Source organism: Paenibacillus caui, from assembly GCF_019904135.1.
In the GTDB taxonomy this organism is placed as follows: Bacteria; Bacillota; Bacilli; order Paenibacillales; family Paenibacillaceae; genus Fontibacillus; species Fontibacillus caui.
The window spans coordinates 20992-34404 of record NZ_JAIOGQ010000005.1 but is presented as its reverse complement, the minus strand read 5'-3'; the positions used below and the strand labels follow the sequence as shown (position 1 = coordinate 34404).

12 protein-coding genes are annotated in these 13413 nt (G+C 49.1%); 4 read left to right on the top strand and 8 right to left on the bottom strand.

The features are described 5' to 3' along the window. Window positions 1–224: 224 nt before the first annotated feature. On the top strand, window positions 225–1442 hold the full coding sequence (locus tag K7397_RS04380) for a nucleoside recognition domain-containing protein (protein ID WP_223066728.1): 1218 nt from the start codon (window positions 225–227) through the stop codon (window positions 1440–1442). A 31-nt stretch (window positions 1443–1473) separates the two neighbouring features. Here the strand turns inward: K7397_RS04380 and coaD are convergent, their stop codons facing one another. After that, window positions 1474–2016 (bottom strand): pantetheine-phosphate adenylyltransferase, encoded by a 543-nt coding sequence (coaD, locus tag K7397_RS04375; RefSeq protein WP_223066727.1) that lies wholly within the window; start codon window positions 2014–2016, stop codon window positions 1474–1476. After that, window positions 2013–2606, bottom strand: a complete 594-nt coding sequence (gene rsmD / locus K7397_RS04370) for a 16S rRNA (guanine(966)-N(2))-methyltransferase RsmD (protein WP_223066726.1) — start codon at window positions 2604–2606, stop codon at window positions 2013–2015. Before rsmD ends, coaD begins: the two co-directional genes overlap by 4 nt. Before the next feature lie 544 nt (window positions 2607–3150). On the opposite strand from rsmD, the gene K7397_RS04365 reads away from it, so the two are divergent. Then, the gene (locus K7397_RS04365) at window positions 3151–3822 is read left to right on the top strand and encodes an SOS response-associated peptidase (protein ID WP_223066725.1); all 672 of its coding nucleotides are present in this window, start codon (window positions 3151–3153) and stop codon (window positions 3820–3822) included. Between the two features lie 89 nt (window positions 3823–3911). Here K7397_RS04365 and K7397_RS04360 read toward each other — a convergent pair whose 3' ends face one another. The 3 genes from K7397_RS04360 to K7397_RS04345 all read right to left on the bottom strand — a co-directional run bounded on the left by K7397_RS04360 (window position 3912) and on the right by K7397_RS04345 (window position 7696). After that, the gene (locus K7397_RS04360; RefSeq protein ID WP_420488751.1) at window positions 3912–5339 is read right to left on the bottom strand and encodes a sensor domain-containing diguanylate cyclase; all 1428 of its coding nucleotides are present in this window, start codon (window positions 5337–5339) and stop codon (window positions 3912–3914) included. Between the two features lie 200 nt (window positions 5340–5539). Next, on the bottom strand, window positions 5540–6253 hold the full coding sequence (locus K7397_RS04355) for a hypothetical protein (RefSeq protein ID WP_223066723.1): 714 nt from the start codon (window positions 6251–6253) through the stop codon (window positions 5540–5542). A gap of 342 nt (window positions 6254–6595) precedes the next feature. Continuing rightward, entirely contained in the window at window positions 6596–7696 is a 1101-nt protein-coding gene (locus K7397_RS04345) for a glycerol dehydrogenase (RefSeq protein ID WP_223066722.1), read from the bottom strand. Window positions 7697–7988: 292 nt separating this feature from the next. On the opposite strand from K7397_RS04345, the gene K7397_RS04340 reads away from it, so the two are divergent. Further along, window positions 7989–8609, top strand: coding sequence for a class I SAM-dependent methyltransferase (locus K7397_RS04340; protein WP_223066721.1), 621 nt, complete (start codon window positions 7989–7991; stop codon window positions 8607–8609). A 76-nt stretch (window positions 8610–8685) separates the two neighbouring features. Beyond that, window positions 8686–9360: a tetratricopeptide repeat protein gene (locus tag K7397_RS04335; RefSeq protein ID WP_223066720.1), complete on the top strand. Its 675-nt coding sequence runs from the start codon at window positions 8686–8688 to the stop codon at window positions 9358–9360. 75 nt (window positions 9361–9435) lie between these two features. Here the strand turns inward: K7397_RS04335 and K7397_RS04330 are convergent, their stop codons facing one another. The 3 genes from K7397_RS04330 to helD form a co-directional block, all read right to left on the bottom strand. Next, entirely contained in the window at window positions 9436–9876 is a 441-nt protein-coding gene (locus K7397_RS04330; protein ID WP_237690670.1) for a GNAT family N-acetyltransferase, read from the bottom strand. A gap of 72 nt (window positions 9877–9948) precedes the next feature. Then, complete coding sequence (rpiA, locus tag K7397_RS04325) at window positions 9949–10623, bottom strand: ribose-5-phosphate isomerase RpiA (protein WP_223066719.1); 675 nt, start codon at window positions 10621–10623, stop codon at window positions 9949–9951. Between the two features lie 363 nt (window positions 10624–10986). Next, window positions 10987–13374, bottom strand: a complete 2388-nt coding sequence (helD, locus tag K7397_RS04320) for an RNA polymerase recycling motor HelD (RefSeq protein ID WP_223066718.1) — start codon at window positions 13372–13374, stop codon at window positions 10987–10989. Window positions 13375–13413 lie beyond the last annotated feature (39 nt).

The window sequence follows — 13413 nt, the reverse complement described above, 5'->3', positions numbered from 1 at the left end:
TCCTCCGTGTCTAAAGCCGGGTATGATAGTCAACCTAAAAAAGTCTGTACTACCATTAAGGACGTTATCCGCTTTCGCCCGCTCCTCGAAAGGTCTGGTCTGTTCACCCTGCCGGTCGCATAAAATCGTACTAGCCCTGCTGGATCTTCTGCCTCCCGCCTGAAAAAGAAACGCCTTATCCATAGTACGTCCATATCCCATTCATTATTCAAGAGGTGCTGAACATGAATAAATTCGCTGAACGCCCCCTCAAACAAGCTTCCCTTTGGAATACCGTCTGGCTGGGTCTCTCCGCTGCCTCTCTCGTCATTTGCATCATCTACGATCCGGGGCGGGCCTTTGACGCCACTCTGCAGGGGCTTTCGGTTTGGTGGCACATTGTATTTCCCGCCTTGCTGCCCTTTCTGGTTTTGACCGAGCTGCTTGTCGCTTACGGGCTGGTTCACGCCCTCGGCACACTGCTGGACCCGCTGCTGCGCCGGGCGCTTCGAATCCCTGGGGAAGGCGGATATATTCTTCCTCTCGGTTTGATCGCCGGCTTTCCGGCTGCCGCCGAAGCTGCCGCCAAGCTGCACGGGCAGGGGCGCCTGTCGGCGGCTTCGGCGTCCAGGCTGGCCGCAGCGGCCCATTTCTGCAATCCGATGCTGCTGATTGTCGTCATCGGCACGGGATTCTTACATACGCCGGCTCTCGGCGTGCTGCTTGCCGTTATCCATATTGCGGCAGGCCTTGCCGCAGGAGTCACCGGTGCTCTTTTTGACCATTCCGAAAAAAATGACCTCCCTCTCCCCGGGCGTTCTGCTTCTAACGCCTCCCTGCTTCGGAGAACCTTCCGCAGCATGGAAGACGCCAGGCGGCTTGACGGTCGAAGCTTTGGCAAGCTTCTCGGCGACACTGTCTCGTCTTCCGTTCAAACCTTGATGGGCGTTGGGGGCTATATCCTTATTTTCGCCTTGGTCGTTCAGGTCATTTCCCGCGGTCTGCCCGGATGGTTTCCGGATTTCATCATCCCTGCCTTATTGGAAGTTCACCTTGGAAGCTTTAGAATCGCGGAAGCCGGATTGTCTTCTCCCGCCATGCAAGCCGCATTTCTGGGTGCGGGACTCGGCTGGGGCGGGCTTTGCAGCTATTTTCAAGTCAGAGCCGCCCTGAAGCCTGCCGGAATTTCGAGCCGCGGCTTTCTGTTCACCAGAATGATGCACGGTTCTTACGCCTACATCCTCACCTTGCTGGTCTGGAATCCCGTAACCGCGCTTTTCCCGAACACGGTTGCTGCCTACAAAGATCAAAATAGCATCCATCCCGCAAACAGCGGATTGCTGTTTCCAAACTGGCACCAGTCCTTTGCGATGCTCGGCTGGCAAACGATTTTGTTCGTCCTGCTTCTCGGAGCGCTTATTGCCTTCGCCCTTCTGTGGCGCCGCATTGCGCATCAGCACTAATCGGAAACCAGCAGAAAGCCAAAAAAGCTTCTTATTGATTGGAGCCTTTAGCCCGCTCTTCCATCTTGAGCTTCAATGCGGCTTCCACTTCCGGCGTAACCAAATCGACAACATCTCCGCCAAACATCGCGATCTCTTTGACGACGCTTGAGCTCAAATAAGAATATTTCGGATTCGTCATCATGAAGATCGTTTCCACTTCGCTGTCAAGCTTGTGATTGATCGACGCCATCTGAAGCTCATATTCAAAATCCGTAACCGATCTTACCCCTTTCACGATCACGTTGGCCTGTTTCTCACGCACATAATCGACAAGCAATCCCCGAAAGCCGTCAATCTCGACGTTAGGCAAATGCCGGGTGGATTGCCTCAGCAGTTCTTTCCTTTCTTCAACGCTAAACAGCGGGTTTTTGCTTAAATTGTTCAGCACGGCCACGATCAAATGGTCGAACTGACGGGCTGCCCGCTGGATTATATCCATATGCCCTTTGGTCACCGGATCAAAGCTTCCGGGGTATACGGCCACCCTCAAGGCACTTGTTTTCTCTGTAACATTCCTTACTTCGCTGCTCATAAAATCTCCTCTCCACTGCTTGCTCCTTCTGCCTCCGCAGCCTCATACCGATAGATGGAAACTGCGGTTTCGCCATAAACGGCCTTACGCGTAAGCGTAAACCCTCCGACCGTTTCGGGATACTCATAAGATGATTCATATTCCAGCACTATAGCGGTGCCAATCGAGACCAGTCCCAGCTCCTCCATCTGGAGCATAAGCTTGTCTCCATGCTTTAGCCTGTAAGGGGGATCCAGAAACACAAGATCAAAGCCTATTTCACGTTTGGCCAAGGCGCGCAGCGCGCGCTCCGCTTCATTTTTGTACACTTCGGCTTTATCTGAGAAGCCCGCCTGCTTAAGATTGTGCTTGACCGTCTCGATGGCCTTGTACTCCAGATCCACGAAAATGCCTTTCGTCATGCCTCTGCTAAGCGCTTCGATCCCGAGTCCGCCGGTTCCGGCGAACAGGTCGAGTACATTTCCGCCCTCAAAATACGGACCGATTATGCTGAAAATCGCCTCTTTTACTTTATCCGTAGTCGGCCTTGTCCCCATGCCGGGGACGGCTTTAAGCGCCCTTCCCCGGGCGCTTCCTGAAATTACACGCAAATCTGCTTCTCTCCTTGTCCATTCGCCACATGCCGTGTCCGTAATTTATGTCGTTATCGTACCACATCAGGTGCCGCTTGAAAAATAGAATCCGGGCGGCCCTCCTTTTTTTGGCGCTCAGTGTATATTTCGGATGCTCCCGGACATAATGAAGGTATCGACATCACCAAATGTCGTAGACAACCGCGGAGAAGACTTACGTTTCCCCATAAGCTCTTCATCCGGTTTCTCCTCTCCCATGATGGGCGTCCCGCAAGGGGCGCCCGGACAAAAGCCTTTGTATCAAGGATTTTTACAAAGGCTTTTGTCCTTTTTTTGTGCGTTGATGACCAATTGTTATCGTACTTAATCGGGACGAAACAACAGCGCTCTATGCGCATATAAAAAATCCGATGCGCGCGGCACCGGATCGAAAAAAGCTATCTTCAAATTCTAGCAATCATAGACGTTAATAATCCCTCTCGAGCAAAATATGCCCCCTCTTATTTTATATAAATCGATCTTTGTCTTAGAATATAAACAAACACTCTAAGGAGACTTTAGTATGTGCGGACGTTTTACTGTAACAGTTCCCGTTGAAGAAATCAGGCTAAGGTATCTCATTCAGGTATCGACTATATTGGATTTTGCACCAAGGTATAATGTTGCCCCAATGCAGCAAATCCCCGCAGCCATTGGCAGTTCGGGCGGAAACCGCCTGGGTGTACTCCGCTGGGGGCTGGTTCCCTCTTGGTCTCAGGACGACAAGATCGGCAGCAAGATGATAAATGCCCGGGCCGAGACTCTGACAGAAAAACCGGCATTTAAGAGACTGCTATCCTCTCGACGCTGCATCATTCCGGCAGACGGGTTCTATGAATGGAAACAGGAAGGTAACAAGAAACAACCGTTCAGAATCCTGATGCGTGACGGAGGTATATTCTCTCTGGCCGGGCTCTTTGACATTTGGATGGGTCCGGAAGGAAACAAACTGAGCACCTGTACGATCATCACAACCGAGCCCAACAGCCTTATGGCTGACATCCATGACCGCATGCCGGTCATTCTTCGGCCGGAGGACGAGGCTGAGTGGCTCGATCGAGGGAACAATGATGTACTTTCGCTTAAGCAACTGCTTAAGCCCTATAATGCTAGCAAGATGAGAGCTTACCCGGTATCGCAGATGGTAGGCAACGTGAACAATGACTCTAGGGAATTGCTTGCGGAAATAAAATAAGCCCGTCTACCATTAAAGGTTAGCGGGCCTATTTACCGTCGCAGCCGATTTGTACTCTCTTTCCCAGTTGTTAACGAGATACCCGGGGCTTAATCCGAATTCCCACAGTTCGAAACAATCGTCCTGTTTCTTCCTTCCTCTTTCGCTCTGTATAGAGCTTTGTCGGCCATTTCAAACAGCTCCTGGAAATCGCTGGACTGAGCCGGATATTCGGCTATGCCTATGGACACTGTGACTGGTCTGCCGATTGGGAGAGTATCCGACCTTTCGACATCTTTTCTAATGCGTTCCGCGGTGAGAAAGGCTTTGCTTAATCGGGTATTCGGAAGGATGACAATAAATTCTTCCCCGCCGAAGCGAAAGCATAAATCCTCAGCCCGAACCGACGAAAGAATCTTCTGCGATAAAAATTTCAGCACCTCATCACCGGCCAGATGACCGAAAGTATCATTCACATATTTAAACCGGTCTATATCGAGAATCAACAGAGAAAAGGGCTGTCCGTTTTGATCAAAAACAGCGCAAAACTCTTCAAAAGACCTTCTGTTCATCAAACCGGTAAGCGGATCCTTTCTGGCCGAATCATTCAAGCGCTCGCTTTGCTGCTGCATTTCGCTGATTGAATGCAATACGGTTTTGGTTAATAGATCAGCCTCCCAGTTCCAATGATTTTTTTCAAGCGGGATAGGCAGTTTTTCCTTACTGCTTGCGGCCTTGCCGACAAAATTGGCCAGGAATACAAACGGTGCTGCAACTTTGCGGGCCATAAATATTGTTAAACACATCAGAAATAGAAAGGAGGGGAGCATGATCATGAGCATTTTGGAGACTTGCTCGTTTTGCTGCCTTATAACCATGCTGATCGGAGTCTGGACAATAATCCCCCATTGGTTGTGAGCGACCGTGGAATACCCCGCCAAAAAAGGAACTCCAAAAGAATTGACTACAGATTCTTTGCCGCTTTGCCCTTGAATCAATTTTTGCACAACTTGATTATCGCTGAGATCTTTGCCTAGCAGGTTTTGCTCAGGATGATAGATCAGTTTTCCGGTTGAATCCACAATCAAGAAATAAGATCCTGTTCGGTCGATCCTATTCACTCCGAAGATGCTGTCCAGAATATTATTTTCCTCAAGATAGATGGTGCCGCCAATAAATCCTTTATAGACCCCTTGCTTGTTAAAGACGGGCTCAGTCATTAATACAATCAGACGGCCGGTTGCACCGATATAAGGCACGGAAAGAGTCGGTTTTTTAGAAGTCAATGCTTCATTGGTCGGCTCAGTTTGAAGCCGCTTGCCTTCAAGGTTCAGATTGGAAGGAGTAGTCTTTAGCACATATCCCTGTTCGCTCGTCCACGTTACGGAGTTGAAATAATTATTGCTGCTATTAAAAAAATCAAGTTTGCTCTGAATCTCCTGCGATTGCCTCGCAGGGTCGACTTCACTGAATTCATTGGCCAGCGTTTCGAGGCCTTTCTTCATGGAACTAAATAATGTATTCATTGTAATGCTCATTCTGTTAGCCGCAGAATAATCCATCTCAAGTGTTCTGGCATATAAATGTTCTCTTTGCGTTTTGTAAGAAGCCGCTACTGCTGTAACCGAAGTTAAAATCACTGCCAATGCGACAACACCTGAAAAAAGCGTAGTGAGACGAATCTTTCCGGGATTCCGATTCTTGTTGTTCATGCAATTCAACCTTTAGTAGTATTTCATTAACGATTCCATATCGTTCTGAGCTTGTAAAGAATCATTGTCTTAATCAGCGGTTCCCGGCTTTCATGGCTGGATACTTTATCGCGAAAAATAAAATCGTCAGGACTTACCTTCAGCCGAAACAAAGGCCGGACGGGTTCCTTGCTGATCCATTCATCAAAGAATACAAGCCCTCTTCCCGCTTTGTCAAACGGCTCTCTCGGCAATATGTAAACCATGCCCTCCGTCCAAGGCTCTTGATGTATGGATTCATCGCTCAATGAGAAGAAATAAAACCGATGGTTAGTGCGGCCTGCTTCAAGGCAGCCGTTACGGAAATTTCCAACAAGTTTATGTCTATCAAACACCGCATAAAATATGGGCCAGATTCCGTCGCTGGTGGAGAATACGGCATCCACATATTCACCGTTGTAAAGCGTCTGCCGCCGCGGTTCAAACTGAGCGATCTCTTTATAGTTGGAACCGTGAAACAAAACCGGCTTGCTGTGCGAAAGGTATTGTAGAAAACGGTGCTTGGGAAATGGGCTTTCATATAAAATTTGCCCGCCATTCCGGCTTACGGCTTCTTCCCATATTTTTCGGTAGGCTGCTTCCTCTTCTTTGCTGAACGGAACAGCCGGATCGCGGTAAAATAAAAGGCTTAACAAAAAAGAAATAAGGATAGCTAACCTCTCCTCGTCATTAGTTCGCAAATCACTGACTGTACTTCGCACCTGTCCGCCTGTTCTTTTACAAATCATCTATTACTATTATAATATGATCTTCAATTATCGTCTTTATATAGCAAATATTAACTGATGGCCTGCTCATCTTACAGCCGTTTTACAAATCGGTATCCCGTGATTTCAAAACCGTTTGCCTTGTAGAACTCGTGCGCCTTTACTCGTTCCGGCTTGATTCCGCGAATGTTAACCATATAAGTCCCTCCTCATACCGTATTATCCGTGACGTACAGGCGGAAATTCAAGCATAATACACAGCTCTCAAAGCAAAGGGCCCTTATAGCCCGGTATAATACCGGCTTAAAGGGCCCCCTTGTTAAGGTGCGCTTAATTTTATTTATAACTCTTTGCAATCGCGTTGGCGGCAACAATCGCATTGTAAACATCGTCAGGGGTAACCGGGAATGGCATATTGCCCATGGTATCCCCTTGCGCGCATGCCGCTTCGGCTACCTGGCGCCATTCGGATTCAATAAACTCCGTGCAGCCCAGATCTTCAAGCGTCAGAGGAAGTCCTACATCCTTGACAAGTTTAATGACCGTTTCCAGCTCTTCCGTCGGCGCATTTTCCAGCACCAGTTGAGCCAGAAGGCCGAAGGTTACTTTCTCTCCATGCTGCGCTTTGTGGAGGGAAGGAACCGCAGTCATCCCGTTATGAATGGCATGAGCTGCAGCCAGACCGCCGGATTCCGCGCCAACGCCGCTCAAATAAATGGTCGCTTCAATCGTTTCCTCCACTGCGCGGGTGTACACCTTTTGGTCTACCGCGCGTTTGGCATGGGCGGCATTTGCGAGCAAAGCTTCATAGCAGAGGCGGGCAATCCCCAGACCGGTTGTCGAAGGCTTCATCAGGACAAGATTGTCGCCGTTCGAGGCGTAACATGCGCGCGCTTCAAAATATGTAGCGAGAGCATCACCGATTCCTGCAGCGAAGAAACGGGAAGGTGCGGACGCCAAAATACCCGTATCCGCCAGCACGACATCCGGGTTGCTTGGCAGAAACAGATATTCATCGAAAGAACCGTCTTTTTTATAAATAACAGCAAGGGCTGTACATGGCGCGTCTGTGGAAGCAATAGTAGGGAAAATGACGACAGGAAGCTTCTCATAGTAAGCTGTCGCTTTGGCTGTGTCCAGCGTTTTACCGCCGCCGATGCCAACAATAATATTTGCTCCGGCCTTGCGGGCCAGTTCGCGGTTGCGTTCAATTTCCTCTTTGGTGCATTCATAGTTGAACTTTTCAAAGGTCGCCTTATTCCCGGCTGACGTAATGGAATCCCCCGCTTCTTTCTTCGCGCGTTCCAGAATGAATTCATCGCAAATTACATAGGCATTATCGCCATAATCTTTGATATGCTCGTTCAAATTGCTGAGCAAATCGTGACCGTTAATGAATTTCTTTGGAGAAGTAACGGATCTTGCAAAGTTTGCCATTGTACAAAACTCCTTTACGAGTGCAAGTGTGTAGAATCGTCTGACGAAGACATATTCCAAATTTTAAAATCTAATACTTGCTCATTTTAAATCTAAAGGATTTTTTTTACAAGCTCCATCAAGTGACTATGAATACTATTGATTAGGCGGAATTCCGGAATTGGCAGATAAATTGCGTTCATTCAGACAAAATCGGGAGACCTATTTTGAATATAATCGTTTTCTACCAAAGCCGCTTAAAACTCACTATGCTATATTGATTTTAGAAATTTTGCAGTGAAGGAGAATGACCATGCTCGACAACAAAGGATTTGACAATTGGGCGGAAAAATATGAAGAGACGATTGAAGCAAACAAAGGATATCCGTTTGACGGATATGATGATGTGCTTCTTTTTGTTCAGAGCCTGATTCCGGAAGATGATAAAGTTCAAATCCTGGATATCGGTATTGGAACGGGGAAATTGACCCATAAATTGTATCAAAAGGGGCATACGATATTTGGACTTGATTTTTCCGAGGAGATGATCCGCATCGCGCGGGAACGAATGCCTGAAGGCCGTTTCTTCATAGGCGATTTCAGCGGCAGTCTGCCGGAACCGCTGCTGACCCAAAGATTTCGCTTCATTGTATCCTCCTATGCTCTTCATCATGTAGATGATGTACGAAAAATAGAGCTTATCCGCGAGCTTGCAGGGCTGCTGGAACAGGGCGGACTGTTGATCGTTGCGGATATCGCTTTTCAAACCAGGCAGGATCTTTACGAATGCAAGCGTTCGGCCGGAGACAGCTGGGATCGTGACGAATACTATATGACAGCAGAGGATATGGTGCCGCCATTAATTCGAGCGGGGCTTAATGTGGAGTATGTCCAGAAATCATCATGTGCAGGCGTTCTGCTCATTCGGCCTTAAAGCTCTGAGCTAAAAAAGCGCCGAGCTTTCAAAATATGATATAATAGCTACTAAATTATGTATTCGGAGGATCTGAATGACCAAGATTCTGATTTTCACTTTTATTTGGTGGCTTGTAGGCAACCCTTTCCTTGCGATTATCATTTTTCTGGTTATTCTGTACGCGCTTGACCGAAGATTTGTCGGCATCTTCCCCAGTCTGGGCAAGCCGCTCAAAAGAATGCGCAGCATATCGAGATTAAGACAGCAAATCTCTTTAAGCCCGCATGACGTTTCTTCCAAGCGGGAGCTGGCAAGGCTGCTGATGGAACGCAAAAAATATCGCGAAGCAGCCGCTCTGCTGGAAGAGGTGCTGGCTTACTCCGAGGATTCCGCTGAGTTCTGGGCGGACTTTGGGGAAGCTGCCATCGGTTTGGGGGATCTGCAGGAGGGCGAACAACGCATGTTAAAGGCGCTGCAGCTGAATGACCGGGTGAAATACGGGCAGCCCTATCTGAAGCTGGCTGCCGCCTTCAAGGCCAAAGATTCGGCGAAAGCGATCAAGTACGCCGAGCAGTTCCGCCGTATCCAATCTTCCTCGAGTGAAGCTTATTATCTGCTTGGCACGGTGTATCACGCTTTGAGCCAGAAGAACGAGGCCCGGGCAGCCTTTACCGAATCCATTACCGTTTACCGGCTGCTGCCGAAATACAAAAAGCGCCAGGAAAGAGGCTGGGCGCTTCGCAGCTTTTTCAAGAGACTGACGCTTTAATCGTATTTGCACACAAATAGATCCATCCCGTATCTGCGGGCTGGATCTATTTTCATTATTTATGTTCAAGCCGGGTCAGTATTCATCTTCGCTTTCCACGGCATGGTACATGCACTTGAACCGCTCGTTGCCGGAATGATCCGGACCCACACTGGTTACAGTGAAGCCTATATTCCGATAAAAGTCCGCAGCCTCTTCATCCACTTCTGCCGCAATCGTATCGGGAGATTGCTCCATGAGCGCCTCAAGAATCAAACCGCGGCCAAATCCTTGATTGCGAAACTCGGGATACACGCTAATATGGCGGATAATCAACGTACCGGCAGCATTCATCTCGAACCCGATTAGCCCGATCGTTTCGCCTTCTTCTTGATATAGGCGGAGCAGACAACCGCTTTCCTCGGAGCCATACATTTCTGTGGCGGCAGCAAGAGCACTTGCATCTTCATGTACAGCCAACTGGAGCAGTTCACGAACTTCAAGAGTTGTAAGGCTTGGTTTTGCATCGATAAGCAATGGAATCCCTCCTGAGTACTTTGATTTCAAAACATCTTAGGGCGCACCCTCCCGAGCGGTAACAGGCCGGTTTTAGGACTTATGGCGAATCGACACCGTGCCGTCTTCATGGCCAATTACCGTCGTTTCGGCCATCTCAACGAACAACCCGTGATCGACCACTCCCGTTATTGACTTAAGCTCGGCAGCAAGCTTTTTTGGATCGTCAATTCTACCAAATGCGGCGTCAATAATATAATTTCCGTTATCCGTGATGTAGATACCTTCTTCCTGCCGGCGAAATTCAAGCGGGACATCATAGCGCTTTTGCAGGTTCCGAAAAGTCCATTCACTGGCAAAAGGAACCACTTCAATCGGCAGCTTGAACGTCCCAAGCACGGATATCTCCTTGGCGTCGTCGGCCACGACAATTAGCCGATCGCTTTGAAGCGCAACCATTTTCTCTCTGAAGAGCGCTCCGCCTCCGCCCTTGATCAGGTTCATTTGAGGATCGACCTCGTCCGCGCCGTCAATGGTCAAGTCAATCCACGGTATGTCCGCTGCCGAAAACAAAGGAATATTCAGCTCCCTTGCCAATTTCTCCGAAGCCTTCGAGGTGGCCACCGTCCGGATCTTGAGCCCCTCCTTTACACGCTCGCCAATGCGCTGAATAGCCCAGTACGCGGTTGAACCCGTCCCGAGTCCAATGGTCATGCCGTCCTCTACCCAATCAACAGCGCGGTAACCCGCCGCTTGTTTCCCTTTCATTGTTAGACCTCCATCAAAGTTCAGGACGGTTATTGCGCCCCTGTCATTTGTTATAATCATCTTAGCATGAACGCTGGATGATATGATCATGATGCTGGAATGGGTGCTGAACCCCCCCTCCGGAAGCTGCCATATGTAACATCCGCTTTGGATGTTATTCAAGCTTTGATGATGCGTCCGGATCACTTGCCTGTACTATCATACCAAAACCGGACCGGTCGCAAAACTGTTTTTTATGACCATGTTACATCTTTTGTCAGAATGAATTCGAAAAGCATGACAAAACAGCTGTTCTGAATCCGCCCGGATCAAAACAGCTGTTTTCTTGTTGCATACGCCTATCCGAACAGGGCGTAGATAGGCTCAGTATTTTGCCGCCCCCCGCTTGTTCAAAATGGGTCCTAATACGGTAATTTTCCGGTACGATCCAGCTTCTGTACCCGTTATGAAAGGAGATGGATCGCCTTGACTATAAATATGCAGCAAATGCATCGCTCTCGTACACGCCGTATAAAACAGCTTTCGTTCCGCTTCACGGTGATAGCGTTGCTTAGAGCCATCATAGATCAGAACAGCGTCAAACTCCACGCCTTTAGCCAGGTAGGAAGGAATAACGTGCACTCCCTTTTCAAAAGACAATGTGGTCTTTTTTATCAGTTTGAGATCATGGCTTTCTTTCAGCGCTTCGTATGCGTTCCGGCTCTCCTCCGCCGTTTTGCAGATGACGGCGATCGTTTCATACTGCTGCGCCTTAAGGTCGGCAAGATCCGCGGAAATGGCTTCAAGAAGCTCGCTCCGGCTTGCGGCGATCCGAACTTCCGGCATATCTCCATCCCGGTTAAACGGCACGATCTGCTGGCCGCCTTCAATCATCTGCCGGGTAAAATCCACAATTTGCCGGGTGGAGCGGTAGCTTTGGGTCAACGTAATTTGTTCGGTTTCTTCCCTTCCGTATAATTCCGACAACGACGAGGTCTGCTGCAGAATCGAAGCATGGGCATAAATAGCTTGGTTTAAATCGCCAAGCGCAGTCATGCGGGCTCGCGGAAACAATCTTTTCAGAAAGAACAATTGAAACGGCGAGTAATCCTGAGCCTCGTCAATAAAGACATGACGGATATTGCCGTTCGATCTGAAGCCCAGAAGCTGCTCCTTTAAATACAGAAAAGGGGTCGAATCTTCGTAAGCAAGCTCACCTTTCTGCAGACTGTCCAGCGTAAACCGGCAAATCTCGTCCCAATGCTCAGGAAGCTCTCCCGAGCTTGCTTCCAGCATCAGCTCCTTGTTCGCGAACAATTGACCGTACAAGCCTTTGACATCGACAAAGCGAAGCGATTTTACCCATCTGCGCAAAGGCTTGAGGCGATCGCTGACCACCATTTTGGCCAAAATCAGCTTTTCGTCCTCATAGTCGCTGAATTCCCGCCCTTTCTTGCGGTTCTGCCGGCGCATGCGCTGATAGGCAATTTGGTAGTCCTCGACATCGAGCAGTTGCATTTGCTCCTCGACCCAGGGCTCGTTCACCTCATGTTTGCTGAAATCGGCCAGCTCTTTTAGCAGCCATTCCCTCAGCAGGTCGCAGCGGTTGGCAAGGGTAATCGACGGATCATAATCATAGAAGCGCTGCCGAATCGCTTCTTGTCCGATGATTTCCTTCCCCTGGAACCGCAGCGGTTTGAACAGCATGTCACTTCGTTCCAGCATTTCTCGGTAGCGTATCAAAGCCTGCAAATACCGGGTTGAAGTTTTATAGCGGATCCCCTCGATTCGCGATTCATAGCCGGGCTCGCCGCTGCTGGAAAGCACGTATTCCATTTGGGAAAACGGGTCCTCCAGCTGAAACTCGCGTCCAAGCCTGTGCTCCAGATATTCCTGGAAGGTCGTCTGCCGCATATTTTCCTCGCCCAGCTCGGGCAGTACCGTTGAAACATAGCTGTTGAACATCGGATTCGGGGAGAACAAAATCACCTGATCGGCCTGCAGATGCTCGCGGTATTTATACAACAGGTAAGCAACTCTTTGCAGTGCGGCTGATGTTTTGCCGCTTCCCGCCGCCCCTTGCACGATCAGCATCCGGCTGCGGTCGTTCCGGATAATCCGGTTCTGCTCTTTTTGAATCGTGGCTACAATGCTCTTCATTTGCGCGTCCGAGCTTCTGCCCAGCACCTCTTGAAGCAGTTCGTCGCCAATGGTTACCCCCGTATCAAACATCAGCTTGATTTGACCGTCCCGAATGACATACTGCCGCTTGAGCAGCATTTCCCCTTCGATTAGTCCAACAGGCGTTTTGTAAGAAGCCGGACCGGGCGTGCTGTCATAATACAAGTTCGATATCGGCGCCCGCCAGTCGTATACGAGGAATGTCTCCTCATTCCGATCCAGAAGGGAAGCGATCCCCAAATAAATTTGTTCCGCAGGCTCTCCATTCTCGGCGAAATCAATCCTTCCAAAATAAGGTGACTGATGCAGCCGCTTCATTTTCGAGAGCGCCGCATAAGAATGCTTGTGGCTTCTTTCGCGCTCGGACAGCACTTCCGACTGCTGCCGCAAGCTTGTGGATGTTTCGCCGACATCATCGGCTTCGCTGAAGTTAATCGTCACATCCTCCCAGAAATCCCTCCGCATCTCGACAACGTCGGAACGGACGCTGCCGACTTCCCGTTCAAGTGTTGTTATCCGTTTGTCAATGACACTGGTGACATAATCAACCCGGTTCTGTTCTTCCTGCCAGGATTGTTCGGATTTGCTCAAATGAACTCAACTCCCCTTTTATGAATAAACCTGTTGACA